The organism is Streptomyces sp. CLV115 (assembly GCF_038448545.1).
Taxonomy (GTDB): Bacteria; Actinomycetota; Actinomycetes; order Streptomycetales; family Streptomycetaceae; genus Streptomyces; species Streptomyces sanglieri.
Map to the genome: position 1 here is coordinate 19741 of NZ_JBCEWQ010000027.1, position 25446 is coordinate 45186.

The window sequence follows — 25446 nt, forward strand, 5'->3', positions numbered from 1 at the left end:
GACACGATGCGGGTGGCCTTCACCGCGCACGCGGGCTCCGGGAGGTCGAAATCGGACGCGGGGACGGACGGCGGGGGCTGCCGGGGCCCGCGCCGCCCATGGCGGAGCGGGCCCCGAAGCCGGTCCCTACGGTCGCGGTGTCGCGGTGAGCATCCGTACGGCCGGGGCCTCGGGCACCGCGGGCACCGCCTCCTGCGGGGCGGCGGGCGGGGCGATGGTCGAGGTCGTCTTCGCGGCCACGGCCGGGTTGAGGTCCTTGTGCACGGCGCGGGCGACGGCCTGGATGGTGTTGATGCCGTCGTTCATCGTCTTGTTGTCCTGGGTGAGCACGGTGATCCCGTAGTCGTGCCCCTTACCGGTGAACGCGCCGATGCTGTGCACCCGCCAGCCGTGGGTGGCGCGCGGCAGCCAGCCGTTCTTGACCTGCACGGTCGTCCCGGACGGCGCCCCGGCGGGGGTGCCCCAGCGCTGCGAGGAGACGACCTTGCGCATCAGGCCCAGCTCGTAGGCGCGCGAGTTGTCGCTCAGCACGGAGTTCTTGGCGGTCAGCAGGGTCAGCAGCCGCAGCTCGTCCTGGGCGGTGATCTGGGTCAGCCCCCAGTAGCCGCCGGAGCCGGGCACGGTGTGCGTCATCCCGGCGGCCTTGAGGAACGCCTTGACCTTGGTCACCCCGAGCTGCTTCCACAGGCTGGTGGTCGCGTTGTTGTCGGACTTGGTGATCATGGCGGTGGCGAGGTTGATCTCGCGCTGGGTGAGGTAGCGGTTGTGCTTCTTGTTGTCCCAGAGCAGCGTCGCCAGCACGGTCGCCTTCACGACGCTGGCCGAGTCGTACTTCGTCGTCGCCCGCAGGGTGCAGTTGGTCTTGGTCTTGCGGTCGTAGAGCGCCACGGCCGTCGTCGACTTCCGGCCCTTGAGCGCGGCGGTGATGTCCTTCGTCAGCTGCGCGGCGAGCCCGGCCTTGCCGGACGTGCAGCTCACCGTGGGCGTCGCCGCCGCGGCGGGCGCGGCGCCGAGTGCCACGGGCGCGAGCACGCCCGCGGCGAGCGCGACGCAGAGCGCGGCCTTGGCGCGACGGGATATGCAGGGCTGTTCTTTCATGCGGCTGGTCCCCCATGAGTGGATCGGTACGGTGCGCCCCCGGCGCACCCGGGAGTAACGACTCGCCGGTGCGCCGGAAAGTTGCGCGATGCGGGCTGTGATTCGCCGCCCGTCGGGCGGGTATCGGTCACCGGGTGCGACCCGGAACATCGACCGAGGGAGAAACGTGACGAGCGCTCAGCCGGTCCGGCACGCCGAGGCATACCGCTGCGGCCGGCTCTTCGCGGCGGTCGCGGCCCTGCAGAGGCTCGCGCAGAACGAACACCACGGGCTGGGACAGCCGGGAGCCGCGGAGAAGGCCGCCGCGCGGCCGGAACCCGTTCTGCGGGAGCCCCTGCGGGAGATCGTCCACTACCTGGTGCAGGCCCGGATCCGTGGGCAGGGAGCGGCGGCGGACCCGGTCTTCCGGTCGCTGACCGACTTCCTGCCCCCGGCGAAGAGCGTCCCCACCAGCCTCCGTCCCGAAGAGCGGCCGGACTTCCACCGGGGCAGGGCGGAGCAGGCGGCGCTCATCGCGAAGGAGCATCCGTCCCTCACCTGAACGCACCACCCGCCTGCGGCCGAGCGGGCCGGCACCTACAGGTGCGTCGGCTCGAACATCCTCAGCAGGGCCGGAAGCACGACCACCGAGGGCCCGGGCGCCGCGAGGGACGCGGCCAGGTCGGCGGTGAGTGTCTCCGGGGTGGTGCGGGTCGCCGGGACGCCGAAGGACTCGGCGAGGGCCACGAAGTCGGGGCGGGCCAGCTCCGTCGCCGTTGCCTCGCCGAAGGCGCCCGTCATGTATTCGCGCAGGATGCCGTAGCCGCCGTCGTCGACGATCAGCCAGGTGACCGGTAGGTCGTACTGGCGGGCCGTGGCCAGTTCCGCGATCGAGTACATCGCGCCGCCGTCGCCGGAGACCGCGAGGACCGGCCGCGTACGGTCGGCCGCCGCCGCGCCGAGGGCGGCCGGGAAGCCGTAGCCGAGGCCGCCCGCGCCCTGCGCCGAGTGCATCGTGTTGGGGCGGCGGGCGTCGAAAGCGGACCAGGCCCAGTAGGCGAGGATCGTCATGTCCCAGAAGCTGGGGGACGTGTCGGGCAGCGCCTCGCGGACCGAGGCGATCAGCCGCTGTTCCAGGGTGAGTTCCTGGGCGGCGATCCTGCCCCGTACCGCGTCGAGGACCGTACGGACCCGGTCCGGCGCCGACGGGTCCTCGCGGCGGCCGACCGCTTCGAGGAGGTCGGACAGCGCCTCGCGGGCATCGGCGTGGATGCCGAGCGCGGGATGGTTGGACTCCAGCTTCCCGGCGTCCGCCTCGATCTGGATCACCCGGCCGCGCGGGGCGAACGTGTGGTAGTTCGAGGAGAGTTCACCGAGTCCGGAGCCGACGACCAGCAGCACGTCGGCGGACTCCAGGAACTCCGTCGTGTACCGGTCCTCCAGCCAGGACTGGAGCGAGAGCGGGTGCTCCCACGGGAAGGCGCCCTTGCCGCCGAAGGTGGTGACGACGGGGGCGTCGAGCTTCTCCGCGAGTGCCCGCAGCTTCCCGGACGCGTCGGACCGTACGACTCCGCCGCCCGCGATGATCGCCGGGCTCCCGGCCTTCGAGAGCAGGTCGGCCGCCACCGCGGTCAGTTCGGGGCGGGCGTGCAGCTCGCGCGGGGTGGCGTCCATCGCCGTGACGGCCGGAAGCGTGGTCTCGGCGAGGAGCACGTCCTGCGGGATCTCGATCCAGACCGGGCCGTGCGGGGCGGTCAGCGCGGACTCCCAGGCGGCGGCGATCGCCGACGGGATCTGGGAGGCGGTGCGGACGGTGTGGACGGACTTCACGACGTCGCGGAACGACGCCTTCTGGTCGCGCAGTTCGTGCAGATAGCCGTGGCGTCCGCCGCCCAGGCCCGCCGCCGGGATCTGGCTGGAGATGGCCAGCACGGGGGCGGAGGCGGCCGCCGCCTCCTGGAGCGCGGCGAGGGAGGTGAGGGCGCCCGGCCCGGTGGAGAGCAGCAGGGGCGCCACTTCCCCGGTGATCCGGCCGTACGCGTCCGCGGCGAAGCCCGCGTTGTTCTCGACGCGCAGCCCGATGTACGTCAGACAGGAGCGGCGCAGCGCGTCGAACATGCCGAGCGCGTGCTGGCCGGGCAGGCCGAAGACGGTGGTCGCGCCGAGGCCCTGGAGGGTCTCGACGACGAGGTCGCCGCCGTTGCGGCCGGCCGGGGGGTTCAGCGCGGCCGCGATCTGCTCGGGGCTGAGCCGCGGCCGCTCGTCGTGGTGGTCGTGGCTCACTTCGTGCGGGCCTCTGCGATCTGGCGGGACATGATCGTGGTCAGCTCGTACGCCGTGTGGGAGGCGGCGACGGAGGTGATCTCGGCGTGGTCGTACGCGGGGGCGACCTCGACCAGGTCGGCGGAGACCAGGTTGCAGGAGGACAGCCCGCGGACGATCTCCAGGAGCTCGCGGGAGGTCAGGCCGCCGGCCTCGGGGGTGCCGGTGCCGGGGGCGTGCGCCGGGTCCAGCACGTCGATGTCGATGGAGATGTACAGCGGCCGGTCGCCGATGCGCTGACGCAGCTGGTCGGCGACCTCGTCGACGCCGCGCCGCATCACGTCGGCGGAGGTGACGATGCCGAAGCCCATCTTCGCGTCGTCGTCCAGGTCCTGCTTGCCGTAGAGCGGGCCGCGGGTGCCGACGTGGGAGAGCGCGGAGGTGTCGAGGATGCCTTCCTCGACGGCGCGGCGGAACGGGGTGCCGTGGGTGTACTCGGCGCCGAAGTAGGTGTCCCAGGTGTCGAGGTGCGCGTCGAAGTGGAGCAGGGCGACCGGGCCGTGCTTCTTGGCGACCGAACGCAGCAGCGGCAGCGCGATGGTGTGGTCGCCGCCGAGCGTCATCATGCGGGCACCGGTGCCGAGCAGGTCGTCGGCGGCGGCCTCGATCGTCTCGACGGCCTCGTTGATGTTGAACGGGTTCGCGGCGATGTCACCGGCGTCGGCGACCTGTGCGAGTGCGAAGGGCGAGGCGTCCTGCGCCGGGTTGTACGGGCGCAGCAGGCGCGAGGCCTCACGGATCGCGTTGCCGCCGAAGCGGGCGCCGGGCCGGTAGGAGACACCGGTGTCGAAGGGCACGCCGACGACGGCGACATCGGCCGTGCCGACCTCGTCGAGGCGGGGCAGCCGGGCGAACGTCGCGGGCCCGGCGTACCGCGGGACGCGGGAGGAGTCGACGGGGCCGCGCGGCGTTTCGTTGCTGCTCATGTGGGGTGCCTTCCTTCGGGTTGCGTGCGTTGTCCAGTGTGCGGGGCGGGGCGGGAGGGACATGGCCGCCCCTCCCGGGGGTGCGGGAACGGTTACGTCGCGGCCGGTTCGCGCACCGGCTCCTCCGTCGTCGCGCCCCGTCCCGCCAGCCGCTCGCGCCAGGCCGCGAGTACGGCGGCGTCGGTCGGCTTCGTCGTCAGGGAGACGATCACGTACACCGCGAGCGAGGCCAACAGGCCGTAGTAGACCGGTTCGTTGGCGAGGATCCCGTATCCCGCCATCAGGCCGATCACCGCGAGGCCGCCGACCGACACCGCGGCCAGTGCGCCCGCCGCGGTGCCCCGGCGCCACAGCAGACCGCCGAGGATCGGCACCAGCAGGCCGCCGACGAGCAGGTTGTACGCGACGGTCAGGGCCTCGACGACGTTGTTGAGCGCGATGGCGATCATGATGACGGCGACGCCCATGACGAGGATGAAGACCCGGTTGCCCTTCACCTCGTCGTGCTCGCCCCCGGCGGCCTCGCCGCCCCGGGACACCACGCCCCGCAGCCGGGACCAGATGTCGTTGTTGGCGACGGTGGCACAGGCGATCAGCGCGCCGGAGGACGTGGACATCACTGCGGCCAGCGCGGCGGCCAGCACCAGCCCGCGCACACCGATCGGCAGCTCGTCCTTGACGATGGTCGCGAACGCGGCGTCGGCGCTGGGCAGCTTCGGGTACATGACCTTCGCGGCGGTGCCGATGACGGCACCGGCGACGGCGTAGATCAGACAGTAGGTACCGGCGACGGTGCCGCCGACGCGGGCGACCTTGTCGCTGCGGGCGGTGAACACCCGCTGCCAGATGTCCTGGCCGATCAGCATGCCGAAGGTGTAGATCAGCACATAGGTGAAGATCGTCTCGCCGCCGATGCCGAGCGGGTCGAAGTACTCGGTGGGCAGCTTCGCCTTCATCTCGCTGAAGCCGCCCGCCTTGATCACCGCGATGGGCAGCAGGAGCAGCAGCACTCCGATGGTCTTGACGACGAACTGCACCATGTCGGTGAGCGTGATCGACCACATGCCGCCGAGCGTGGAGTACGCCACGACGATGGCGCCGCCGAGGATGATCGCGACGGTCCGGTTCAGGTCGAAGAGGACGTCGAAGATGGTGGCGTACGCGATGGTCGAGGTGACCGCGAGCATCAGCGTGTACGCCCACATCACGACGCCGGAGATGATCCCGGCCCGGCCGCCGTAGCGCAGATCCAGCATCTCGGAGACGGTGTAGACCTTCAGCCGTGCGATGCGTGCGGAGAAGAAGACGGACAGGGCGAGCAGTCCGAGGCCGATGGTGACGACCATCCAGGCGCCGGAGAGGCCGTACTGGTAACCGAGTCCTACGCCGCCGATGGTGGAGGCACCGCCGAGGACGATGGCGGCCATCGTGCCGGAGTACATGCCGGGGCCGAGCCTGCGGCCCGCCACCAGGAACTCGCTCTTGGACTTGGCGCGGCGCATGCCCCACCAGCCCATGGCGAGCATGCCGGCCAGATAGATGATGATCACCGCGTAGTCGACGGCCATGGGCTTCCTCCACTTCGGTCACAAGTGCACATGCCTTACGTGAAGAAGACGGTAGGTGGCCCGCAAGCGACGCTGAAGAGTACGTTTCATCCATAATCGAAGTCCCTGATGGATGGACCGTCCATGCCGGAAGTCCCGGGCGGGCCGACCCCGACGCCCGCTCCCCCGCCCACCCCGCCGATCCCGCTCGCCGAGCTGCTGGCCCACGAGGAGCTCGGACTGCGCCGGATCGCGGGTCCGGCCGAGGCGGATCTGCTGTGGGTGCACACCTCGGAGATGGCCGACCCGTACCCCTATCTCCTCGGCGGTGAGCTGCTGCTGAGCGCCGGGGTGCTGCTGAAGGACCCGGACGCGTTCGTGGACCGGGTGGTGGAGGCGGGGGCGGCGGCGCTCGGTTTCGGGGTGACGCCGGTGTTCGACACGGTGCCGCAGGCGTTGATCGAGGCGTGCGACCGGCACGGTCTGCCGCTGCTGGAGGTGCCGCCCGAGACCCCGTTCACGGCGATCGCCCGGACGGTGTGGCGGCTGATGGCCGAGGCCCGCCACCGCGAGCTGCGCCGGGTGACGCGCGCCCAGCAGGCCCTGGCCTCGGCGGCGGCCCGGCCGGACCCGGTCCCGGCGGTGCTGCACCAGCTGGCGGCCCAGCTGGAGGGCCGGGCGGCGCTGCTCGCCGCGGACGGCGAGGAGCTGCACGCCTCGGGCCGCCGCCCGGCCCCCGACGTCGGAGCGGCGCTGACCAGACTCACCCGGGTGGTCGGCGCCGGGTCACGCCCCGCCCCGGCGTCCGCCACCGACACCCTGCGGGACACCCATCTGTCGGCCTACGCGCTGGGCGGCGGCCAGGGGCTGGTCCTGGCACTGGCGACGGACCGGCGCGAGGCGGGCGACCACACCATCGCCGGGATCGCGGTGGTCCTGCTCTCCCTGCTGGCCGCCCCGCACCAGGGCGCCGACGCCGCGGGCCGCTCGGCCGCGCTGGTGCGGATGCTGCTGGGCGCGGACCCGCAGGACGTGGCACCGCTGCTCGGGGGTGCCGAGCAGTGGACGGTGGTGCACGCGCGCCGCAGCGGCGACGGCCCGGTCGACCCGCTCACCACCGGCGCGCTGGGTGCCGCCCTCGGTTCGGCCCTGGTCGACGCGGGCCGGGGCGGCGACGCCGTACGGGTACTGGTCCCCGGCGGCGACCGGATCACCCCGCAGCCCGGCTGGACGCTCGGCGCGTCCGCCCCCGCCGCCATCACCGCCCTCGGCCTCGCCGACGACCAGGCCTCCCGCGCCCTGGGCCGCGCCGTCGCCACCCGCACCCCGCTGGCCCACCATCACAACGGCACCGGATCCGGCCTGTCCGCCCTGATCCCGCCCGACCGCGCCGAGGCGCACGCCCGCGCCCTCCTCGCCCCGCTCACCGAGCCGCTGACCGAGACCCTGCGCTGCTGGCTGAGCCTCCACGGCAGCTGGGACCGTACGGCCACGGCCCTGCGCATCCACCGCAACACGGTCCGCCAGCGCATCGCCCGCTGCGCGGCCCTGCTGGACGTGGACCTGGACGACATGGACGTACGGACGGAGCTGTGGTTCGCGCTGCGGGTGCGGTGAGCGGGGAGGATTCAGCCCTCGCGGGCTGAAGCAGCGAGCCGCTCGCCCCGGCTCCGGGCGGTCCGGTGCACATCGCGCGATGCCCCGGCCATGCGGGCCAGGACGTACCGGAGCTGCGCCGAAGTGACCTGGCCGTCGTCGAGCATGTCGTCGGCGTGGCCGAGCAGTTCGAGCGCCATGCCGAGCCGCACGCTCTCGATGTTGCCGGCCACGCGGGAGACGCGTCCGGTTCCGTCACCGACGACGTAGCAGGGCTTGCCCTCCGCGCTGGGCCACGGAAGATGATCAGGGAATTCGGCCTGAACTTCGTGCCCGGAATCCTCCGGACGGAGGGGTACGCGCGCGCGATTCCGGGCACCACTTTCCCCCCTCGGAGCGACGAGGAGCGTGACAGGCACGTCGTCACACGCCTTGAGCGCGCAAAGATCACTTCGACCGACCGGCCCCGTCCTCGGACGGGGCCGTCGCCGTGACACGGTCAAGGCCGGGGGTGCCGAGTGAGCCATTGCTGAAGTTCGCGGTGGCGGAACTGATAGCTGGGCCCGCTGTAGCGCAGGAGGCCGGCGGTGACGGCCCAGTCGAGGAAGACCGCGAGGCGGAAGGGCAGCTTGCCGCGCGAGCACAGCAGGAACACCCCGTACCTCCGCGCCGCACCCGCCAGTCCGCTCGCGAACCCGACCACGAGCCCGACAACAGCCACAACCACGGTCCCCATGGCTCCACCCCTGACCCACATCGTGAACCCGACCATGAGCCCGGCCATGAGCCCGGCAAGGGGCCCGATCACGAGTCCGTAGGCCATGTCGTCGCGGACAATCGCCCAAGGGTTGGCCACAGTGGTCGGCTCTTCCTTGAGTCCGTTCACGAAGCCGCCGATGAGCCCGCCCGCGAGCGCGAAGACGAGTCCGACGAAAAGTCCGAGTCTGAGTCCGCCCATGAGCCCGGACCCGAAATCCGAGGCCCCGAGTCCATACGCGAGCCCGAGTGCGAACCAGACCCTGAACCAGGTACTGAAACCGGTCGCGAACCCGCCCGTGAGCCCGGCCATGATTCCGCCGGTGCAGCCGACCACGAGCCCGACCTCGACACCCAGCTCGATCCCCGGGAACGCATTCGGGATATTGAGCTGGAGCTCGAAGAGTTCCGCGAGCGCGTACCACCCCCTGCCTTCCAAGGACACCAGCATCGCGACTCCGATCGCGAAGCCGACGGCGAACCAGATCTTCAATCCGGCCCAGAACCTGGCCTTGAATCCGCGCTGGAGCGTTCCCCGGGTGATGCGGAGCCGGTTGGGACTGGGTGTCGGACGGAAGGAGGCGATGCCGGCGAACGCTGCCAGCGCGGCGAAGAGGGTGGTCGGAAAAGGTTCGTCCTCGATGAGGCCCACGAAGGCGAAGGCAAGGACGGCAGCGACGGCGAGCGTGGTGAGGATGATGTCGGCGATGCGGACGCGGGTGGTGCCGGCCAGGGTCCAGAGTCGATGGAGGGTGAGGTCGGTGGACGGGGCGCCCGTGAGGTGGCCGGTGAGGTGGTGGAGCCAGCGATGGACGTCTTCGGGCCGGTAGCCGCGGGGGTTGGGCGTGTTGGCGACGGTGGCGGGGACGTAGCGGGTGAGGAGGTACTCGTCGAGGTCGTGCCCGTCGGTGTGGTGGAGGAGTTCTGAGGGATCGCCGTCGCGGTGGTAGACGGTGGCGGTCAGGCACAGCCGCCAGGGCGTGGACAAGGTGGTGGTCAGCGGGCCGGCGGGCTGGGTTTCGAGGTGGTCGATCAGGGGCTGCCAGCGGGGGGTGTCGATGGCCCGCGCGCGGAGATAGGTGACGGCGTGGTCGGCGTCGACGGGGGCGACGGCGATGCGTGCGGCGTCGATCAGACGGTCCGTGGGGGCGAGAGCGTCGTAGTGAGCGGTGCGGCAGGTCAGTACGAGGGAACCGGCGTTCCGGCCGTCCTGGTAGGTGTTGAGCGCTTCCAGAACGGCACGGGCGCGGGGCGCGTCGGGATCCGGGGTGCCGTCCGGGCGCAGCGGATCCATCTCGTCCAGCCCGTCCAGGACCGGCAGGACCATCCCGTGCTCGACCAGGCCGGCAGCCGTGCCGGCCGGCCAGCCGTACGCCTCGGCCAGACGCTGTGCCAGCACGTCGGTCAGGGGCTGGTCGGTGTCCCACTGGGCCAGCGAGATCCGGACCGGCACGGGATCGCCCTCGGCGCGGTCTTCGATGAGGGCAAGCATGAGTTCCAGGGCCAGGACGGTCTTTCCCGCCCCGGCAGCCCCGGTGACGACCAGACGCCGGGGCCGGGTGGAGCGGTAGTACTCCAGGACATCGGGCAAGGTGGCGGGACCGTCGGCGAACGTACGCCCGGCAGGCGGGGCCGTAGCGGCCCGTTCGCTCATCGAGTGCAAGACATAGGTGAGGTTGATGCGCTGGACGTCGGAACCGAGCAGCTGCCGCCGCACCCTGCTCTCGCCCTTCTTGACCTCCCCGGCGAGCTTTCCGGCACGGCCACGCGCGAGTTCGACGCCATTTCTCTCGACCGGCTTCCACAGCGTCACGACCGCGATCGCCAGACCGACCACACCGATCGGAACACCGAGAAGAGTCGCGATGTCGACGGGCTTGCGCTCCTTGTCGGCGACGATGTTCCATACGGCGAAAGTCACGCCTGCCGCGATCGACACCGCGCACACGACACGCACGACCCGCCAACTGCGCCGATGGCGGCGTTCCTCTAATCCGAGCATCCCCCGATCATGCCGCCCCAGCGGATACTCCCGGGGCGCAAACGTCAGTTGGTGGCCGAGCGACGCCCTGCGGAGTCGGTGATCGGCCCGGCGGCGCCCGCTACCGCAGCCCGAGGCAGGGCAGCCAGTCGCGCGAGGTGTCGTCGGTGGCGGTGAGCAGGGCGCTGAGTACGCCCGGGGCTCCGGTGAGCAGCGAGGTCCGGGGCCGGTCCGGGGCGAGGGCCGCCGGCAGCCGGGTGGTCAGGTGCTCGGCCAGCCGGGCGCCGAGCACGGCGGCGGCCGACAGCCGGGCCCAGCGGTGGAAGGCGTCCGCCACGACCAGCACGCCCGCCGCGCCGTGGCACAGCGCGAGCCGGTCCGTCAGCGGGTCGCCGAAGAGGTGGAAGTCCTCGTCGTAGCGCTCCGCGAGGGTGGCGAAGGCGCCCGCAGCCCAGTCGGCCGCCGCCCGGTCGCCCAGCACGTCGGCCGCGTCCCACAGCGCCCAGGTGATGCCGGGGGTGCCGTAGCACCAGGCCTGCCGGGCCCGCGCCCCGGCGGGCGGCGGGCCGTCGCGGCCCGCACCGTCCCAGCTCCGGACACCCCGGTCGTCCTCGAAGGACTGCTCCACCAGCCAGTGGGTGGCGCGGCGCAGGGCATCCGTCAGCCGTGGCCGTGGCCCGGTGCGGCGGACCGTGGCGGTGAGCGCGGCGACGAGTCCCGCCACTCCGTGGCCCATCCCGGTGTTCACCCGGCCCTGCATCCAGCCCAGCCGGGGGTGGTCCGCGTACTGGCCGATGTGCAGCCGGCGCAGGTCGTCGCTGTCGCACAGCGCCGCCAAGTGGGCGGCGAACGGCAGGAGTTGGCGTACGGACGGCTGTGGTTCCTGTGCACAGAGCGCGAGCAGGGTGCCGGCCGGTCCGCCGATGAGGTCGTAGTCGGGCAGGCCGACGCCCGTCGTCCGCCAGGGGTGCGCCGAGGCGCTGCTCAGCAGGTGGTCGCGCAGCCGGTCGGCGGCGCGGTGCAGCGGGGGGTGGATCCGGGCGGCCCGGCGCAGGCCGACATAGGTTCCGGCCAGGCCGCCGTCGAGCAGTCCGCCGTGGGAAAGGCCGCGGCCCACGGTCCGGGACCAGGCGGCGACCGCGCGCCGGGCGCTCGCCGCCGCGGCGGGGTCGCCCGCCCGGGCGGCCAGCGAGGCCAGTACCGGGACGCCCGGGTCGGAGGTGGTGTTCTCGGACTCGGGGTATCCGTCCAGGAACTGCCGGGAGAGATCGAGTGCCGAAGGATGCGGTCCGGGGCCGTGCGGTGGCATCGGGCCTCCTCGTCGGGGAGCCACCCGAACCGGTCCGGGTGGCTCCGTTCAACTCAGTGATGGACGCGTCGCGTCCGGTCGGACACGGTCAGCCGGTGGCCTCAGCCGCAGATGACCGAGTCGCAGACGATGATGGTGCACAGGGCGCTGTAGCTGTCCGTCATCGCGGGCAGCTCGGTGCCGGTGATGCGCTCGTCCAGCTCGTCGATGAGGGTGTCGAGGTCGGTGATATCCATGAGGGACATGGTGTTTCCTCCTGTTTCCTACTGTTTCCCTGGTGGGTTGCCGCCCCGGCATCCGTCCGCACCGGGTGCTGGCAGGCCGGGGACGTTCTGGGTGAGGGCGGCGGCGGCAGGCTCGGCCAGCTCCTCGGCGGTCCGGTCGAAGGGCAGCCTGAGCATCAGCTCGGCGGCGACCGGTGCGCCCTCGTGCAGTGCGTCGGACAGCGTCGGCCCGTGCGGTCCGGCCACCGGGCCGGGCAGCATCTCCTCGATGACCAGCTCGTCCCCTGCCAGCGCTGCGCAGGCTCGCTCGATGGCGTTCAGCGCGGTCAGTGCTTCGAGGTCGACCGGCACCGGCTTGGCCTCGAAGGCGGGCCGCACGAAGACGAACCGCGGCATCGCGGCGGACCGTACGAGCACGGCCAGCGTCCGTACCCGGTCGAACTCCCCGTCGCCGGGCCGCCACAGCCGGGCTCTGGGCACCCGCCAGGTGGCCGGGGAGACGACCAGGTCGGTACCGATCGTCACCCTCGGCGTACGGATGACGTCCGGATGCGCGGGGAAGGCCGCGGCGAGACCGTCGAGCCGGAGCATCGTGGCCGCCCACGGGTGCCCGGCCGACAGCAGCAACCGGAACAGCACGTCGTACGGGGGCATCGGGCTACGGGTGGCGTGATGGACGGGCACCACACGCTCCCCGTCCACCTCGGCGACGATCCGGCCGCCGGAGCGGCGCAGGGTGATGCGGTCGAGGGGGAGGTAGCGCGGGCCGGCCGCGACGCGGCTGCTGGGGGCACTGGGACCATCGGGACCACTGGGTCCGCCGGGACCACTGGAACCACCAGGGCTGCTGGGGCCGTTGAGAACATCGGGTCCACCGGGGCTCCCGGGACTTCCAGACCTTCCGGGGCTCCCGGAGCTCCCGGGACTTCCAGGGCCCCCCAGGCCGAAGTACGCGGCCGGGTTGGGGTCGCCCGTCCACCAGCGGGTGGTGACGGGGCGCCGGACGGCGTTGGCCGCGCGCTCCGACACCGGCGGTACGAGCAGTTCGACGAACCTCACCCCGGCTCGCCGCTCCACGGCGTCCAGGAAGTCGCGGTAGGCGTCTACGGCGCCGTAGCCGCCGTAGAGGTCCTGGAGCGCCCCGGCGAACCGGGCGTCGATGACTCCGGCGGGCGAGGCGGTCTCCAGCACCGCGACGGGCCCCGGGCCGGGCAGCGGGCGCACCAGACAGTCCAGCGGCCAGGGCGGCACCGCCGCTTCGGCCGGCGGTGCCCCGAACTCGTCCAGGAGGTCGTCGTCGATGTCGACCTGCGCCGCGTCGCGATGGGCGGCGAGGTGGCCGAGGAGCCGGGCGTATCCGGATTCCGGTCCGTGGGCCGGATGCCATCCCCCGTAGCGGCGCGGGGCCGGCCCGGGGGACGGCCGCTCACCCGACGACAGCAGCGCGGTCAGGATCTCGCCGACCGGGCGCGGACGCTCGTCCAACCGCTCGGTACCCGGCGTGGGAGCCGGTGCGCCGGAGCCCGCGTCCCGGTCGGCCCGGCGCAGGGCGGCCACGCGGTGGGCGGTCCGCAGGGCGCGCTGGACGCGGGCGGCGGCCCGGTCGGGCACGCGGGCGTCCAGACCTCGGTAGGAGTCGAGGAACCAGCCGTCCGGCCCGGGTCCTGCGGACCGGCTGCCCGGTCGGGGCAGCCGCCCGGATCCGGCCACCCGGGCGGCCGGGGACCAGTCGATGCGGCGATGGCGCGGGGCCGCGCAGATCTGGAGCACGCCCAGCCCCGTCAGGTGGGTGAGGAATCCGCGCAGTACGACGGGATCGGCGACCGGCAGCGCGCACTCCAGTTCCGCGAGGGTGCGCGGACCCTCGGCGAACAGGGTGAGCAGCAGGTCCAGCAGCGCGGTACGCCGCACGGCGACCTGCCTCAGCCGCCCGGGATCGCCCGGGTCGATCGCGTAACAGCGCAGCGTTTCCCCCGCCCCGCCCCCGTCGCCGCCGTCGGTGAGGGACAGCGGGGCGGGCGCGAGCGCGGTGGCCGGGTCGGCGCCCCGCAGGTCCCGCGCACCGGCGAGGGTGCGTACGACGTGAACGTTCTCCACGGCGGCGGCGGCAAGACCGGCCAGCTCGGCGCCGGGGGCGAGCAGTCCGAACCCCGCCCCGTCCGCGAAGCCGGAACCGCCGACCGGGACCGGAGCGACCTGTCCCACCCATCCCCGTGGCGTGGTCTTCGCCGCCGCCCGGCCAACGGCCCGCCACAGATACGCGGAACGTTTGCGCAGCCGCTTCCCGGTCCACGTCTCGCCGTCGGCCAGGCGTGCGGCCACGTCCCGCGCCGGCCCGGGGCCCGCTCCGTCGACGAACTCCCGCAGGACCGGGCTGGCGGACACCAGTGACCAGGCCAGCGCGCCCACCCGCTCGTGCTCGTCGCCGAGCGCGCGCTCCAGCTCCGCCCGGGTCGCGCGGGCCGAGACGGCGGCGCGGCAGAGCGCTCCGGCCTCCCGTGCGAGCCACTCGGGTACGGCGGTCACCGTCTCCAGGAATCGGCAGTCCGCCGGGCCCGGCGCCGAGCCGGAGTGCAGGCGCCGCCGCAGGGCCAGCACGGCACGGCGCTCGGCGTCCGTCAGGCGCCGGTCGGGGACGACGCCGCTCAGCGCCTCGGCGAGGCGCCGGGCCCGCGCGCTCTGCCGCTCGGCGGCATCGGCGTGCTCGACGACCCGGCCGAACAGCCCGGAACCGCCGGCGGCCGTCCACATCGAGACGGGGACGCCACAGGCGCGCACCAGGGCGGTGGCGCCGAGGAGCCGGCCGCCGCTCGTGCCGGGGCCGGCAGGTGCCGGCGAGGCCATGTGGAGTCCGGCCATGTCAGCCCACCGTCCCGTCGTCCGCCCCGTCGTCGAACAGCGCCTCGGCGATCAGGCTCTGGCGGGCGTGCGAGAGCCGCGCGCGGTTCCAGTGGAAGATCACGGCGTGGGCGGCGGCGCGGCGCGGGCCGCGTTGGGCGTAGCCGGACTCGAAGTAGCCGGTGCGCCAGCGGGCCGCGGCCAGGTGCACCGCCTCGCAGTGGCGCTCCTGGCCCGCGCGCCAGGTCTCGGACAGACCGGTGAGGAGCTGGGCACGAGGCTGTTCCCAGTACGCGCGGATGCCCTGCGCCGCCCGGCGGAGCGCGGCGTCCCGCAGGCCCTCGGGAAGGCGTCGTCCGGTGTCCGTGCGCACCGCGTCCCAGACGCCCCGGTGTTCCCAGCCGACGATGCCCAGGCCGTCGAACAGCTCACGGAGCAGGGCGAGCGAGAGCCGCCAGTCGGCCGCGGCGTGCCCGCCGCCGTCACCGGGCCGCCGGGTGTGGTGGTCGAGCCAGGCCAGGGAGTCGGCGGTGAACACGTCGTGCACCCACGGCATGGAGCCGGGGCCGCCGAAGAGGTAGGACTCCGGCTCGTACACCGCACACACCGGCGGCCCGGCCAGCCCGCCGAACTCCTTGATCCGGCCGAGGAGTTCGGCCTGCAACAGAATGGGGCCGGCCGACCTCGACGCCTGGAAGCGCACGCGCAGACCGGGTGCCTTGTGCATGAAGAAGAAGGCGCGTGCGGTGTGTTCGTCGAGGAGGTCGTGCGCGGTGCCGGCGAGCCATTGGTACAGGCGCGGCCATGAACGCGGCTGCGGGGCCAGATTCACCTGAACCCAGCTCGCCTCCGGGTGCTCCACCCCGAGCATGGGACCTCCGTGTGTCGTGTTTTCGGCATGACGGTGCATCTCGGGGATCGCCGGACGTGTCCGCGGAGTGGGCGCCGCGGGTCTCGCCCGGAGATCGCGAGAAGCCCTGTCGGGTGCTGTGTCGTCTACGGATTCGCGGACTCACGGGACGCTTCCGCGCGCCCTGGCCGCTTGCCGGCCGGACCGGATGCGCGCCCGGGCCGACCGGTCGGAACCGGAAGCCCTGTCCGTCTGCGCCGGACCGGCCAGGTCCGCCAACAGGTCGATTCCCTCGTCAACACCGAATGAAAGAAATATGGCAATTAGTCAGATCATGAACTGGTGTGCGCTTGGCGTGACCTGTGAGCCAGGAGCGCAGAAACCCACGCCGTCGCACGATCCGCGGCAACGGCGGACGCGAACCGCATCCGGGCTTCGAGCGCCCCTGTTTCCGCCTGTCTGCGCAGGTCACGGCCGTGCCACGCTGACGGTGACCGGGGCGGATCCCCGGTCACCGTCTGGAAAGAGGTCTCTGCCATGAACCGCTTCAGCGCGCTCGCCCTCACCTCTCTCGCCCTCGCCCTGGGGCTGGGCACCGGACCCGCCGCGACCGCGGCCACCGGGAACGCCGCCCCCGAGAACGCCAGGGCTTCGTTCAGCTGCAGCCCGGGCTACTTCTGTATCTACAGCGACTGGAACGGGGGTGGCACCCGCTGCCAGTGGTCCGACAAGCAGCGGGCGAATACCGCCGACGACTGCTCGTTCATCCAGCGGGGCCAGAACGTCCGCTCCGTGTGGAACGCGACCGGGCACCGCGTGCAGTACTACACCCAGACCAACTACAACGCCCGGGTCGGCTCCACCCCCGCCGGCAACGGCGGCAACCTCCAGGGGAACTACCAGATCCGCTCCTTCAAGCCCCAGTAGCACCGACGGCACCAGAGGTACGGAGGTCCTCCCCGGTCGGCGGCCGGGGAGGACCTCCGTATGTCCGCGTCCGGGCGTGCGGAGCATCACCCTGGACAGCTTCCATGACTGCCGGGTAACTTTTGAATGCATCTGAGCAAGCGCTTAGCCACGTCGGGCCGAATTGATCGAGGCGGACCCGAGACCGACCGCCGAGAGAACACCGACCGCGAACCGGCCGAGCCCACGCCGACCGAAGCTGATCTAGGAGGCACCCCGTGCGCCGTACGGTATTCAACGAGGACCACGAGGCGTTCCGGGAGACCATACGCGCCTTCATCGAGGCAGAGGTCGTCCCCCACTACGACGAGTGGTTCCAGCAGGGCATCGTGCCGCGCGAGCTCTACACCAAGCTCGCCGACCTCGGCCTGTTCGGCATCAACGTGCCCGAGGAGTTCGGCGGCGCCGGCCTGGAGACCCACAAGTTCGAGGCCATCCAGTACGAGGAGACCGCCCGCGCGGGCGTCAACTTCGGCGGCTCCGGCGTGCACGTCCTGCTCGCCCTGCCGTACATCAAGATGCTCGCCAACGACGAGCAGAAGAAGCGCTACCTGCCGAAGTTCGTCTCCGCCGAGGAGATGTGGGCGCTCGCGATGACCGAGCCGGGCACCGGCTCCGACCTCGCGGGCATGAAGACCACCGCCAAGCTCTCCGACGACGGCACGCACTACGTGCTCAACGGTTCGAAGACCTTCATCACCGGTGGCGTCCACGCCGACCGCGTCATCGTCTGCGCCCGTACCTCGGCGCCGACCGCCGAGGACCGCCGCTTCGGCATCTCCCTGTTCGCCGTCGACACCAAGTCCGAGGGCTACTCCCTGGGCCGCAAGCTCGACAAGCTCGGTCTGCGGACCTCCGACACCGCCGAGCTGGCCTTCTCCGACGTGAAGGTGCCGGTCGCGGACCTGCTCGGCGAGGAGAACAAGGGCTTCTACTACCTCGGCCAGAACCTGCCGTCCGAGCGCTGGGGCATCGCCTACGGCGCGTACGCGCAGGCCAGGGCCGCGGTCCGGTTCGCGCAGCAGTACGTGCAGGAGCGCACCGTCTTCGGCAAGACCGTCGCGTCCTTCCAGAACACCAAGTTCGAGCTGGCCGCCTGCCAGGCCGAGGTGGACGCCGCCGAGGCCGTCGCCGACCGCGCCCTGGAGGCCCTGGACGCCGGTGAGCTGACCGCTGCCGAGGCCGCCTCCGCGAAGCTGTTCTGCACCGAAGTCGCGCACCGAGTCATCGACCGCTGCCTCCAGCTGCACGGCGGCTACGGCTACATGAACGAGTACCCGATCGCCCGCCTCTACGCGGACAACCGGGTCAACCGCATCTACGGCGGCACCAACGAGGTCATGAAGTCGATCATCGCCAAGTCCATGGGCCTGTGAGAGCGGCTACGTTCCTCCCATGAGCGCAGCACTCGACTCCCTGCTCGATCTGCTCGACCTGGAGCAGATCGAGCGGGACATCTTCCGGGGTACGAGCCGTTCGGCGGTCGTCCCCCGTGTCTTCGGCGGCCAGGTCGCGGCCCAGGCCCTGGTCGCCGCGGGCCGTACCGTCCCCGCCGACCGGACCGCCCACTCCCTGCACTCCTACTTCCTCCGGATGGGCGACCCGGGCGCGCCGATCGTCTACAGCGTCGACCGCATCCGCGACGGCCGCTCCTTCACCACCCGCCGGGTCGTCGCCGTCCAGCACGGCCAGCCGATCTTCCACCTCTCGGCCTCGTTCCAGACCTACGAGGAGGGCCTGGAGCACCAGGCGGCCATGCCGTCCGCCCCGGACCCGGAGACACTGCCCACGGCGGCGCAGATGCTGCCCCGGTACGCGGACCGTTTCAGCGGGCCGGGCGTTGTGGACCGGCTGATCGAGGCGCGGGCCGCGGTCGACCTGCGGTACGTGGACGCGCCGCCCTTCGGCACGGTCGGCGAACCGCGGGAGCCCCGCTCCCAGGTGTGGTTCCGCACCAACGGCAAGCTCGCGGACGATCCGCTGCTCCATGTCTGCATGGCGACGTACGTCTCCGACATGACGCTGCTCGACTCGGTGCTCCTCGCCCACGGGCGCGGCGGCTGGGCGGTCGGTGACGTGGTCGGCGCGAGCCTCGACCACGCGATGTGGTTCCACCGGCCGTTCCGGGCCGACGAGTGGCTGCTGTACGACCAGGAGTCGCCGTCCGCGTCCGGCGGGCGCGGGCTCGGCCAGGCCCGGATCTACACCCAGGACGGCCGGCTGGCGATCACCGTCATCCAGGAGGGCGTGGTCCGCGTCCCCCGGGACTGACACGCTCCGGGACCGACGCACTCCGGTACTGACACGCCTCGCGCAGGCGGGCCATGGGTGGACGATTCGGACATACTCCCCACCATGAGCGACGAGACCACGAGTGGCGCGAAGACCGGTGGTGGGGAGTCCGTCTTCACCGTCATCGTCGCGGCGCTGGCCAATCTCGGCATCGCCGTGGCGAAGGCGGTCGCCGGGCTGATCAGCGGATCGAGCGCGATGCTCTCCGAGGCGGCGCACTCGCTCGCCGACACGGTCACCGAACTGATGCTGCTCACCGCGCTGAAGCGCAGCGAGAAGCCCGCAGACGAGGGACACCCGCTGGGCTACGGACCCGAGCGCTACATCTGGGCGATGCTCGCCTCCGTGGCCACGTTCGTCGGCGGTGCGGTCTTCTCCGTCTACGACGGCATCCACGCCCTCGCGGAGGGCGGGAAGCCCGGCGATCCGCTCATCTCGTACATCGTGCTCGCAGTGGCCTTCGTGCTGGAGTCCTTCTCGCTGCGCATCGGGGTCCGACAGGTCCGCCACGAGGCCGCCCGTCTGCGGGCACCCGTCAGGCGCTACTTCCGCCTCACCCCCGACACCGCGGTCAAGGCCGTGGTGATGGAGGACTCGGCGGCGCTGGCGGGTCTGCTGCTCGCCGCGGGCGGCCTGCTCGGCGGCCAGCTGACCGGTTCCGGGGTCTGGGACGGCATCGCGTCGGTCCTGATCGGTCTGCTGCTGGTGTACGTCGCCTGGGTACTGGGCCGTTCCAACGCGCAGCTGCTGATCGGCCGTCCGCTGCCGGAGTCGGTGCGGGCCGGCATCCGCGAAGAGCTGCTCTCCGTCCCGCACATCGTCGACGTACTGGAACTCACCACGCTCATCCAGGGCCCGGCGGAGTTCCTGATCGCCGCGAAGGTCGACTTCCGGGACGCCTCGACCGCCGACCAGATCGAGTGGGCCTGCGAGGAGGCGGAGGAACAGCTGCGGGAACGCTATCCGTCGGTGCGCCGGGTCTACCTGGACCCGACGCCGGGCCTGCGGCAGCAGCGGCGCCGGGCGGGCGGGGCGGGTGCCTGACCGGGCCTACGAGCGGGCCAGGTTCCGAAGCTCCTGGACGGACATGCTCCCGGCGCGGGCCGCGAGGTGGTCCTGGACGGTCTTGTGCAGGAAGGCGTACCCCTCCCCGGCGCGGCGCATGATCGCCCGGTCGGTCGCGTAGTCGAGGAACTTCCGCTGGAGGTGGTCCATCACCGGCGACCCCAGGAACGGCAGGGGCACCCGGTAGACGAAGATCATGCCCCGGTAGACCCGGTTCGGCCTGCTGGCGGGATTGCCGGCCTCGTACCCGCTCATCCGCCGCATGCCCCGCAGCATCCAGTACATCCACGACGGCAGGAGCCGCCTGGCCACGTCGTCCGGCGCCTGGAGAACGATGTGCGAGGGATCGTCCGGGTAGTACACCGTCGCGTGGACCAGGCTCAGGCTCTGGGCGAGCCGCAGCAGATCGGCCTGCACCTGGCCGGCGGGGCGTTGCGGCGTGATCGGCCGGCCGCGCAGGCTCCGGTCTCGGTGGATCATGCGCTCGATGTAGGCGTCGAAGATGCGCCCCCTGCGCTCCCCCGCGTCGCCGGAGGCCGCGACCTCGGTCTCGTCCACGCCCTCGTAGGCGAGGACGGCGACGCCCAGCATGAGCGGTGTGGTCAGCAGCCGGGCCAGCACCGGATCGGCGGCCGCCGCTGCCGCCAGACCGCGCAGCCGTCCACCCGCGCTGTTGAGCAGGGCGTGCACGGCGGCGACCTCAAGGGGCTGTACGCAGACCGCGCCGTTGACGGTGAGCCGTTGCGTCAGCTCGTCGTAGTCGGTCGAGCGGCAGGAGACGGCGATCGGGCACTGCGGGTGCTGCTCGGCGCAGAGCAGTGCGTTGATCGCCCGGACGCAGTCGCCGCGCAGGTCCGGGGCGACCTCGTCGAGCCCGTCCAGGACCAGGGCGATGCCGTTGTCCCGCAGCAGTGCGAGGCCGGTCGCCCGGGGCACCCGGTACCGGGTGTGCAGCTCGTCGAGGATCCATTGTGCGAACGGTTCGCCGTGCCAGTCGGTCAGCAGCAGGAAGGCCGGTACGGGCGCGGTGCCGTCCCGCTCGGCCGTCTCGATCAGCTTCTCGGTCAGTTCGAGCATCCGCGAGGTCTTGCCGGCGCCGGGGGCGCCCAGCACGAGGAGCTGGCCGCGGTGGCGGTCGAAGACCTGGTCGACCCGGGTGCCCGCGGGCAGCGGCACCCCGCTCCCCTGCCCGCCGGTGCTGAGCCGGGGCGCGCCCCAGGGGTCGTGCACGGCCGCCTGCTGCTCGGCCAGGCCCAGCTCGATCCGTACCGACCGCTCCCAGCTCCGGTCGGCGCCGTCCGTCCAGTTCCGGCGCACGGCGTGCAGCAGGGCGGCGCGCGCCAAGGCCCGTTCACCGGCGCCCGGCTCGGGGACCGCGTCCGGTGGCACCAGGCCGCGCAGATGCACGATGTAGAGGAGCAGGCCCACCAGCACGAAGGCGACGGTCGCGCCCACGACGAGCGTCCGGCGGTCGTCGCCCGCGAAACCCTTGTAGATGTCGGGCAGCAGTCCGGCGGCGAGTTCCTGGAGGATGAAGAGGGCGAGCAGGATGAGCAGCCCGGTGAGAACCGGTCTCGAACCGCTCCTGCGGGGCCGCTGCCCCGGTGCAAACATGCGCCCCCCCACACCCGACGTCCGATGCTCGTGGCGCAGAGTAGCAACTGCGCGGGCAGGCCGTGGAGTCACGGCCGCGGCTCCGGGCCGGGGACCGGGACCGGCCTCCCGCCCCGCCACCGGGATCGGCTCGGCGTCAGCCCCTCGTCAGGCCCGCCGCGTCCAGCAGGTACTCCGTCATCGGGTCGTAGAACCGCGGGTCCAGCACGTGGTCGTCCAGCGGAACGGCCACCTGGAGCGTCCCCTCCGCCTCGCCGAGGAAGAGTGCCGGGTCGTTGCAGTCCGCGTACCCCACCGCGTCCAGACCGCGCTGCGCCGCGCACCCGGCCCAGCCGTGATCGGCGACCACCAGGTCCGGCAGCGGGCGGCCCTGGCGCTCCAGGCCGTCCAGGATGGCGGCCATCGGGGCGGGCGAGTGCGTGTGCCAGAGGGTCGCGCCGCGCTCCTGCACCGCGACGTCCGCGAACTGGAACACCATGCCCTCGTCGGCGATCAGCCCCGAGGGAATCACCACGATCTCGCATCCGGCGGCCCGCAGTGCGGCGGCGGTCTGCCGGTGCACGTCGAGGAGGCCGCCCGGGTGCCCGGTCGCGAACAGCACCCGCTCCGCGCCCGCCACCGCCTTCCGCAGCCGCGCCGCCATCCGCTCCAGGGCGTCGACGGTCAGCTCCGGGTCGATGGTGTCCTGCCCGAACCGGTGCTCCGGGTCGTCGCTGACCCCGCAGCGCTCGGCCATCACCGCCAGCACGTCCTGCTCGTCGCGCCACCGGTCGCCCAGCTCCAGACCCAGCCAGTAGTGGCGGTCGCCGTTGGCGAGCTTGCGGTAGTGGGAGAGGTTGTTGTCGCGGGGTGTGGCGACGTCTCCGGCGATACGCGTACGGACGAGATGTTCGACGAGGGCGGCACGGCTGGGTATCGGCATGAACCCATTGTGCCGTCAGGTGTGCGCTGCGTGCCGGGTGTCTTGCGCGACGGGCGGACCGAACCCGGCCGCCGCTCAGGGCAGCCGGGTCGAGTGCGTGATCTTCTCCAGGTGGTAGTACTGGGCGACGCACTTCGCCGGCCATGCCCGCCGGCCGTGGTTGCCGAACGGCTCCAGCATCCTGCTGACCGACACCGGCGTGTAGGGGAGCACCTTGGCCCCGCGCGCCGCCCCCTCCCGCAGTGCACGGTCCTGACGGTCCCATCGCTGGGCACGCACCTCCATCTGCCGTTCCAGCCGGAACAGCGGGACGGCGAGGCCGACGCAGGCGGCGGCGCACATGACGGCGGCGACACCCGCCGTCGCCGTACGGATCCCCCACCGGCGGCCCCGCAGCCACCGCCCCAGCAGGCCGCCCGCGCCGACCAGGAGCACCAGGTACAGCAGGAGGAAGTCGCCCCAGATGCGCGACGCGGTCCCCGCACTCGCCCCGAAGGCGGGGTGGGCGATGACGACGCAGAGCCAGCCGGAGACCAGGAAGGCGAGGAATCCGGCGAGGACCAGGAGGAGGGGCCTGCGGCGCAGGGACCCGTCCGGCACACCCGTTCCTCGCCCGCCTCCGCGCACCAGCAGGCCCAGCAGCACACCGACGGCGACCGCTCCCAGGTACTGCCAGGTCGTGAAGACCGTCTCCAGGACATGTCCGAACGCCCGCAGCGACGCGGCCAGCGCCTCGGGCCCGAACATGGAGGTGCTGTCGGCGCCGAACCGTTCACGCCGGGCGCGTGCGCCGGGCGACAGGTACAGGATGGCGGTCCCGGCGGCGACCCCGGCGAAGGCGACCACGCACCAGATGCGCGTACGGGTCCGGCCGGTCCCGGGAAGGGCCCACCGGCTCATCAGCAGGACGGTGGCGAGCACGACGAACGCAACGATCGCCGTCTCCTCCGACAGAGTGCCGATGAAGATCCCCGCCAGGTACGCGACGACGAGCGCGAAGTCGCGTCCCCTCCGCGTCCGTGCGCGCAGCAGCGGGATCACGGCGGCGCAGGCCAGCACCGGTGCGACGGTGTGCGAGACGGAGTTGGCCGGCCAGTAGAACGCCTTGTACGGGTTGGGCGTCGCGAAGAAGAAGAGCACCGCCGTCATCGCGGCCACCAGCAGCGCAGACCCGCGTGGCGCGGTCAGCCCGGCTCTCTTGAGCGCGGAGCCGGTCAGCGCCCAGAGGATGCCCAGCATGAGCACCCCGCTGACCAGGGCGAACCATTGCTGACCCGGGACGCCGAAGGCTCCGTACCCGATGACGAGCAGCGCGTTGGCGACACGTCCGTTGTCGTGGAGGAAGAACTTCCCGATCATCCGGGAGGCGCCCCCGTCCCGTACGACCGGGAGGAAGCACCAGTCGTCCCCTCCCGGCCGGACCAGCCGGCCGATCCAGAAGGCCGCGCCCAGCAGGGCGAGCGGCAGCAGGGCGAGGCCCGACGTCCCGATCGCCGCCCACCGCCACGCGGGGCCCGAGCTGGTTCCGAGCCGGCGGATGCCCCGCCCCCGGACTGTGTGCCGGCGGATTTCCGACGTGCCCGTGGTCATGTGCACCGGTGCCCTTCGCACCTTGCTCGCGTCCGGCTCGCCAAGAGGCTCGGGCGTCGGTTTCACGGTGTGGCGCGCCCCACGCTCCCCCCGGCCGGGACGCCGCCCTGCCGGGCGAAGGAGGCACCGGAGTCGATCGCCCGGCGGGCGAGCAGGAACGAGAAGGGGGTGGCGAGGATCCCCGCGGCCACGGCGGCAATGTTCTTGTCCATGCCCAGCCTGCTCACGCCGAGGTAAAGCAGAATTCCGGCGAGTACGAGATTGACGATGCTCGACAGGGGATACCGGACGAAGGCGTGCCAGGTCGGCTTCGTTCGGCAGGTGATGCGGGAGTTGAGCAGGAATGATCCCACGACGCCGACCGTGTATCCAATGACGTGTGCGATCAGGTAGGAAATCCAGAGATTCAGTGAGGCGTATACCGCCAGATATACCGCCGTATTAATGATTCCGATCAGCCCGAATTCGACGAACTGGCGCAGGGTGCGCCTCCTCGATGTCCCGAGCGCGGACGCCCCGGTATGTCCCGACGACGCCTGTCCGCCTCCGGGGGCGGACGGACCCGAACGCACCCCTGCCGGGATGTCGACCGGGGGGACGTGCGGGGATTCGCTCGTCTCCCGTACCAGGTAGTGCGGGCGGCGTTTGGACTCCGAGTAGATCCGCCCCACGTATTCGCCGATGACGCCGAGCGTGGCGAGCTGGATTCCACCGAGCGCCACGACGGCGGCCAGCAGGGTGGTGTAGCCGGGGACGACGACACCGTGGAGCACGACGCCGACGATGATCCACACGGCGTATCCCAGTGCCGCCAGCGCGAGCGCGAGGCCGATGTGGATGGCCAGGCGCAGCGGATGGCTGTTGAAGGAGATCAGCCCGTCGATCCCGTAGTTGAACAGGCGCCTGCCACCCCACTTCGAACACCCCGCCGCGCGCTGCATGTTCCGGTAGGTGAAGGCGACGGTGTCGAAACCGATCCAGGAGAAGATCCCCTTGGAGAACCGGTTGGTCTCGGGGAGTGCGAGCACCGCATCCACGGCGGTGCGCGACAGCAGTCTGAAATCGCCTTCGCCGTCGACGACCGGCACGTCCATGCAGTGGCCCATGGCGCGGTAGTAGGCAGTGCTGAGCAGTGAGCGCAGGGCGCTCTCGCCGGTGCGGTCCCGTCGCGCGACGACCTGGTCGTACCCGCGCTGCCGCAGCTCCAGCATGCGGGGCACCAGCTCCGGCGGGTGCTGGAGGTCGGCGTCCATGAGGACGACGGCGTCGCCGCGGGCCATGCGCAGCCCGGCGAGCATGGCGGCCTCCTTGCCGAAGTTGCGGCTGAAGGAGGTGTAGCGGACCCGCCGGTCCGCGGTGGCGAGCGAACCGATCCGGGCTCTGGTGCGGTCGCTGCTGCCGTCGTCGACATAACAGATCTCGAACGTCCGCCGAGTCGTTTCGAGAACGGAGATCAGCGCACGGTGAAACGCCTCGATCACCTCGTCCTCATTGAAACAAGGGACAACGACAGAAACCTGACATGTTTTCATTTAAATTTCCCATCAGGCGTGGGCGAGACGACTCAAACC

General features: G+C 72.1%; 20 protein-coding genes and 1 pseudogene. 7 read left to right on the forward strand and 14 right to left on the reverse strand.

What is annotated here, in order from left to right:
- Positions 1-126: 126 nt before the first annotated feature.
- Positions 127-1098 (reverse strand): serine hydrolase, encoded by a 972-nt coding sequence (locus tag AADR41_RS12720; protein WP_342281475.1) that lies wholly within the window; start codon positions 1096-1098, stop codon positions 127-129.
- 166 nt (positions 1099-1264) lie between these two features.
- Between AADR41_RS12720 and AADR41_RS12725 the strand changes: the two genes are divergently transcribed.
- Complete coding sequence (locus AADR41_RS12725) at positions 1265-1639, forward strand: hypothetical protein (protein WP_342281476.1); 375 nt, start codon at positions 1265-1267, stop codon at positions 1637-1639.
- 35 nt (positions 1640-1674) lie between these two features.
- Here the strand turns inward: AADR41_RS12725 and AADR41_RS12730 are convergent, their stop codons facing one another.
- The 3 genes from AADR41_RS12730 to AADR41_RS12740 form a co-directional block, all read right to left on the reverse strand.
- The gene (locus AADR41_RS12730) at positions 1675-3360 is read right to left on the reverse strand and encodes a thiamine pyrophosphate-binding protein (protein ID WP_342281477.1); all 1686 of its coding nucleotides are present in this window, start codon (positions 3358-3360) and stop codon (positions 1675-1677) included.
- On the reverse strand, positions 3357-4325 hold the full coding sequence (speB, locus tag AADR41_RS12735) for an agmatinase (protein ID WP_124717598.1): 969 nt from the start codon (positions 4323-4325) through the stop codon (positions 3357-3359). Before speB ends, AADR41_RS12730 begins: the two co-directional genes overlap by 4 nt.
- A gap of 92 nt (positions 4326-4417) precedes the next feature.
- Entirely contained in the window at positions 4418-5893 is a 1476-nt protein-coding gene (locus AADR41_RS12740) for a sodium:solute symporter (protein ID WP_342281478.1), read from the reverse strand.
- A gap of 108 nt (positions 5894-6001) precedes the next feature.
- Between AADR41_RS12740 and AADR41_RS12745 the strand changes: the two genes are divergently transcribed.
- Positions 6002-7489, forward strand: coding sequence for a PucR family transcriptional regulator (locus tag AADR41_RS12745; protein WP_342281479.1), 1488 nt, complete (start codon positions 6002-6004; stop codon positions 7487-7489).
- Positions 7490-7500: 11 nt separating this feature from the next.
- Here AADR41_RS12745 and AADR41_RS12750 read toward each other — a convergent pair.
- A pseudogene (locus tag AADR41_RS12750) lies at positions 7501-7770 on the reverse strand (hypothetical protein); the annotation flags it as partial.
- On the opposite strand from AADR41_RS12750, the gene AADR41_RS12755 reads away from it, so the two are divergent.
- Positions 7771-7962: a Scr1 family TA system antitoxin-like transcriptional regulator gene (locus AADR41_RS12755; protein ID WP_446751024.1), complete on the forward strand. Its 192-nt coding sequence runs from the start codon at positions 7771-7773 to the stop codon at positions 7960-7962.
- Between the two features lie 5 nt (positions 7963-7967).
- Here AADR41_RS12755 and AADR41_RS12760 read toward each other — a convergent pair whose 3' ends face one another.
- From AADR41_RS12760 to AADR41_RS12780, 5 genes are all read right to left on the reverse strand, one after another.
- The gene (locus AADR41_RS12760) at positions 7968-10145 is read right to left on the reverse strand and encodes an NACHT domain-containing protein (protein WP_342281480.1); all 2178 of its coding nucleotides are present in this window, start codon (positions 10143-10145) and stop codon (positions 7968-7970) included.
- 181 nt (positions 10146-10326) lie between these two features.
- Complete coding sequence (locus AADR41_RS12765) at positions 10327-11514, reverse strand: lanthionine synthetase LanC family protein (protein ID WP_342281481.1); 1188 nt, start codon at positions 11512-11514, stop codon at positions 10327-10329.
- A 101-nt stretch (positions 11515-11615) separates the two neighbouring features.
- The gene (locus AADR41_RS12770; RefSeq protein ID WP_342281482.1) at positions 11616-11759 is read right to left on the reverse strand and encodes a hypothetical protein; all 144 of its coding nucleotides are present in this window, start codon (positions 11757-11759) and stop codon (positions 11616-11618) included.
- 18 nt (positions 11760-11777) lie between these two features.
- A complete protein-coding gene (locus tag AADR41_RS12775; protein ID WP_342281483.1) occupies positions 11778-14597 on the reverse strand; it encodes a lantibiotic dehydratase in 2820 nt (939 codons plus the stop codon).
- A 1-nt stretch (position 14598) separates the two neighbouring features.
- Positions 14599-15447, reverse strand: a complete 849-nt coding sequence (locus tag AADR41_RS12780; RefSeq protein WP_342281484.1) for a thiopeptide-type bacteriocin biosynthesis protein — start codon at positions 15445-15447, stop codon at positions 14599-14601.
- A 516-nt stretch (positions 15448-15963) separates the two neighbouring features.
- Between AADR41_RS12780 and AADR41_RS12785 the strand changes: the two genes are divergently transcribed.
- From AADR41_RS12785 to AADR41_RS12800, 4 genes are all read left to right on the forward strand, one after another.
- Positions 15964-16353, forward strand: a complete 390-nt coding sequence (locus tag AADR41_RS12785) for a peptidase inhibitor family I36 protein (RefSeq protein WP_342281485.1) — start codon at positions 15964-15966, stop codon at positions 16351-16353.
- Between the two features lie 257 nt (positions 16354-16610).
- A complete protein-coding gene (locus tag AADR41_RS12790) occupies positions 16611-17768 on the forward strand; it encodes an acyl-CoA dehydrogenase family protein (protein WP_342281486.1) in 1158 nt (385 codons plus the stop codon).
- Positions 17769-17787: 19 nt separating this feature from the next.
- Positions 17788-18663 (forward strand): acyl-CoA thioesterase, encoded by an 876-nt coding sequence (locus tag AADR41_RS12795; protein WP_259935169.1) that lies wholly within the window; start codon positions 17788-17790, stop codon positions 18661-18663.
- Positions 18664-18747: 84 nt separating this feature from the next.
- Positions 18748-19728 (forward strand): cation diffusion facilitator family transporter, encoded by a 981-nt coding sequence (locus tag AADR41_RS12800; protein WP_342281487.1) that lies wholly within the window; start codon positions 18748-18750, stop codon positions 19726-19728.
- Between the two features lie 6 nt (positions 19729-19734).
- On the opposite strand, the gene AADR41_RS12805 is transcribed toward AADR41_RS12800, so the two are convergent.
- The 4 genes from AADR41_RS12805 to AADR41_RS12820 all read right to left on the reverse strand — a co-directional run bounded on the left by AADR41_RS12805 (position 19735) and on the right by AADR41_RS12820 (position 25407).
- Entirely contained in the window at positions 19735-21363 is a 1629-nt protein-coding gene (locus AADR41_RS12805; protein ID WP_342281488.1) for an NACHT domain-containing protein, read from the reverse strand.
- Between the two features lie 136 nt (positions 21364-21499).
- Entirely contained in the window at positions 21500-22285 is a 786-nt protein-coding gene (locus tag AADR41_RS12810; RefSeq protein ID WP_342281489.1) for a phosphatase, read from the reverse strand.
- A gap of 75 nt (positions 22286-22360) precedes the next feature.
- Positions 22361-23875: a DUF6056 family protein gene (locus tag AADR41_RS12815; RefSeq protein WP_342281490.1), complete on the reverse strand. Its 1515-nt coding sequence runs from the start codon at positions 23873-23875 to the stop codon at positions 22361-22363.
- A 62-nt stretch (positions 23876-23937) separates the two neighbouring features.
- Positions 23938-25407, reverse strand: a complete 1470-nt coding sequence (locus AADR41_RS12820) for a glycosyltransferase (protein ID WP_342281491.1) — start codon at positions 25405-25407, stop codon at positions 23938-23940.
- Positions 25408-25446: the final 39 nt, after the last annotated feature.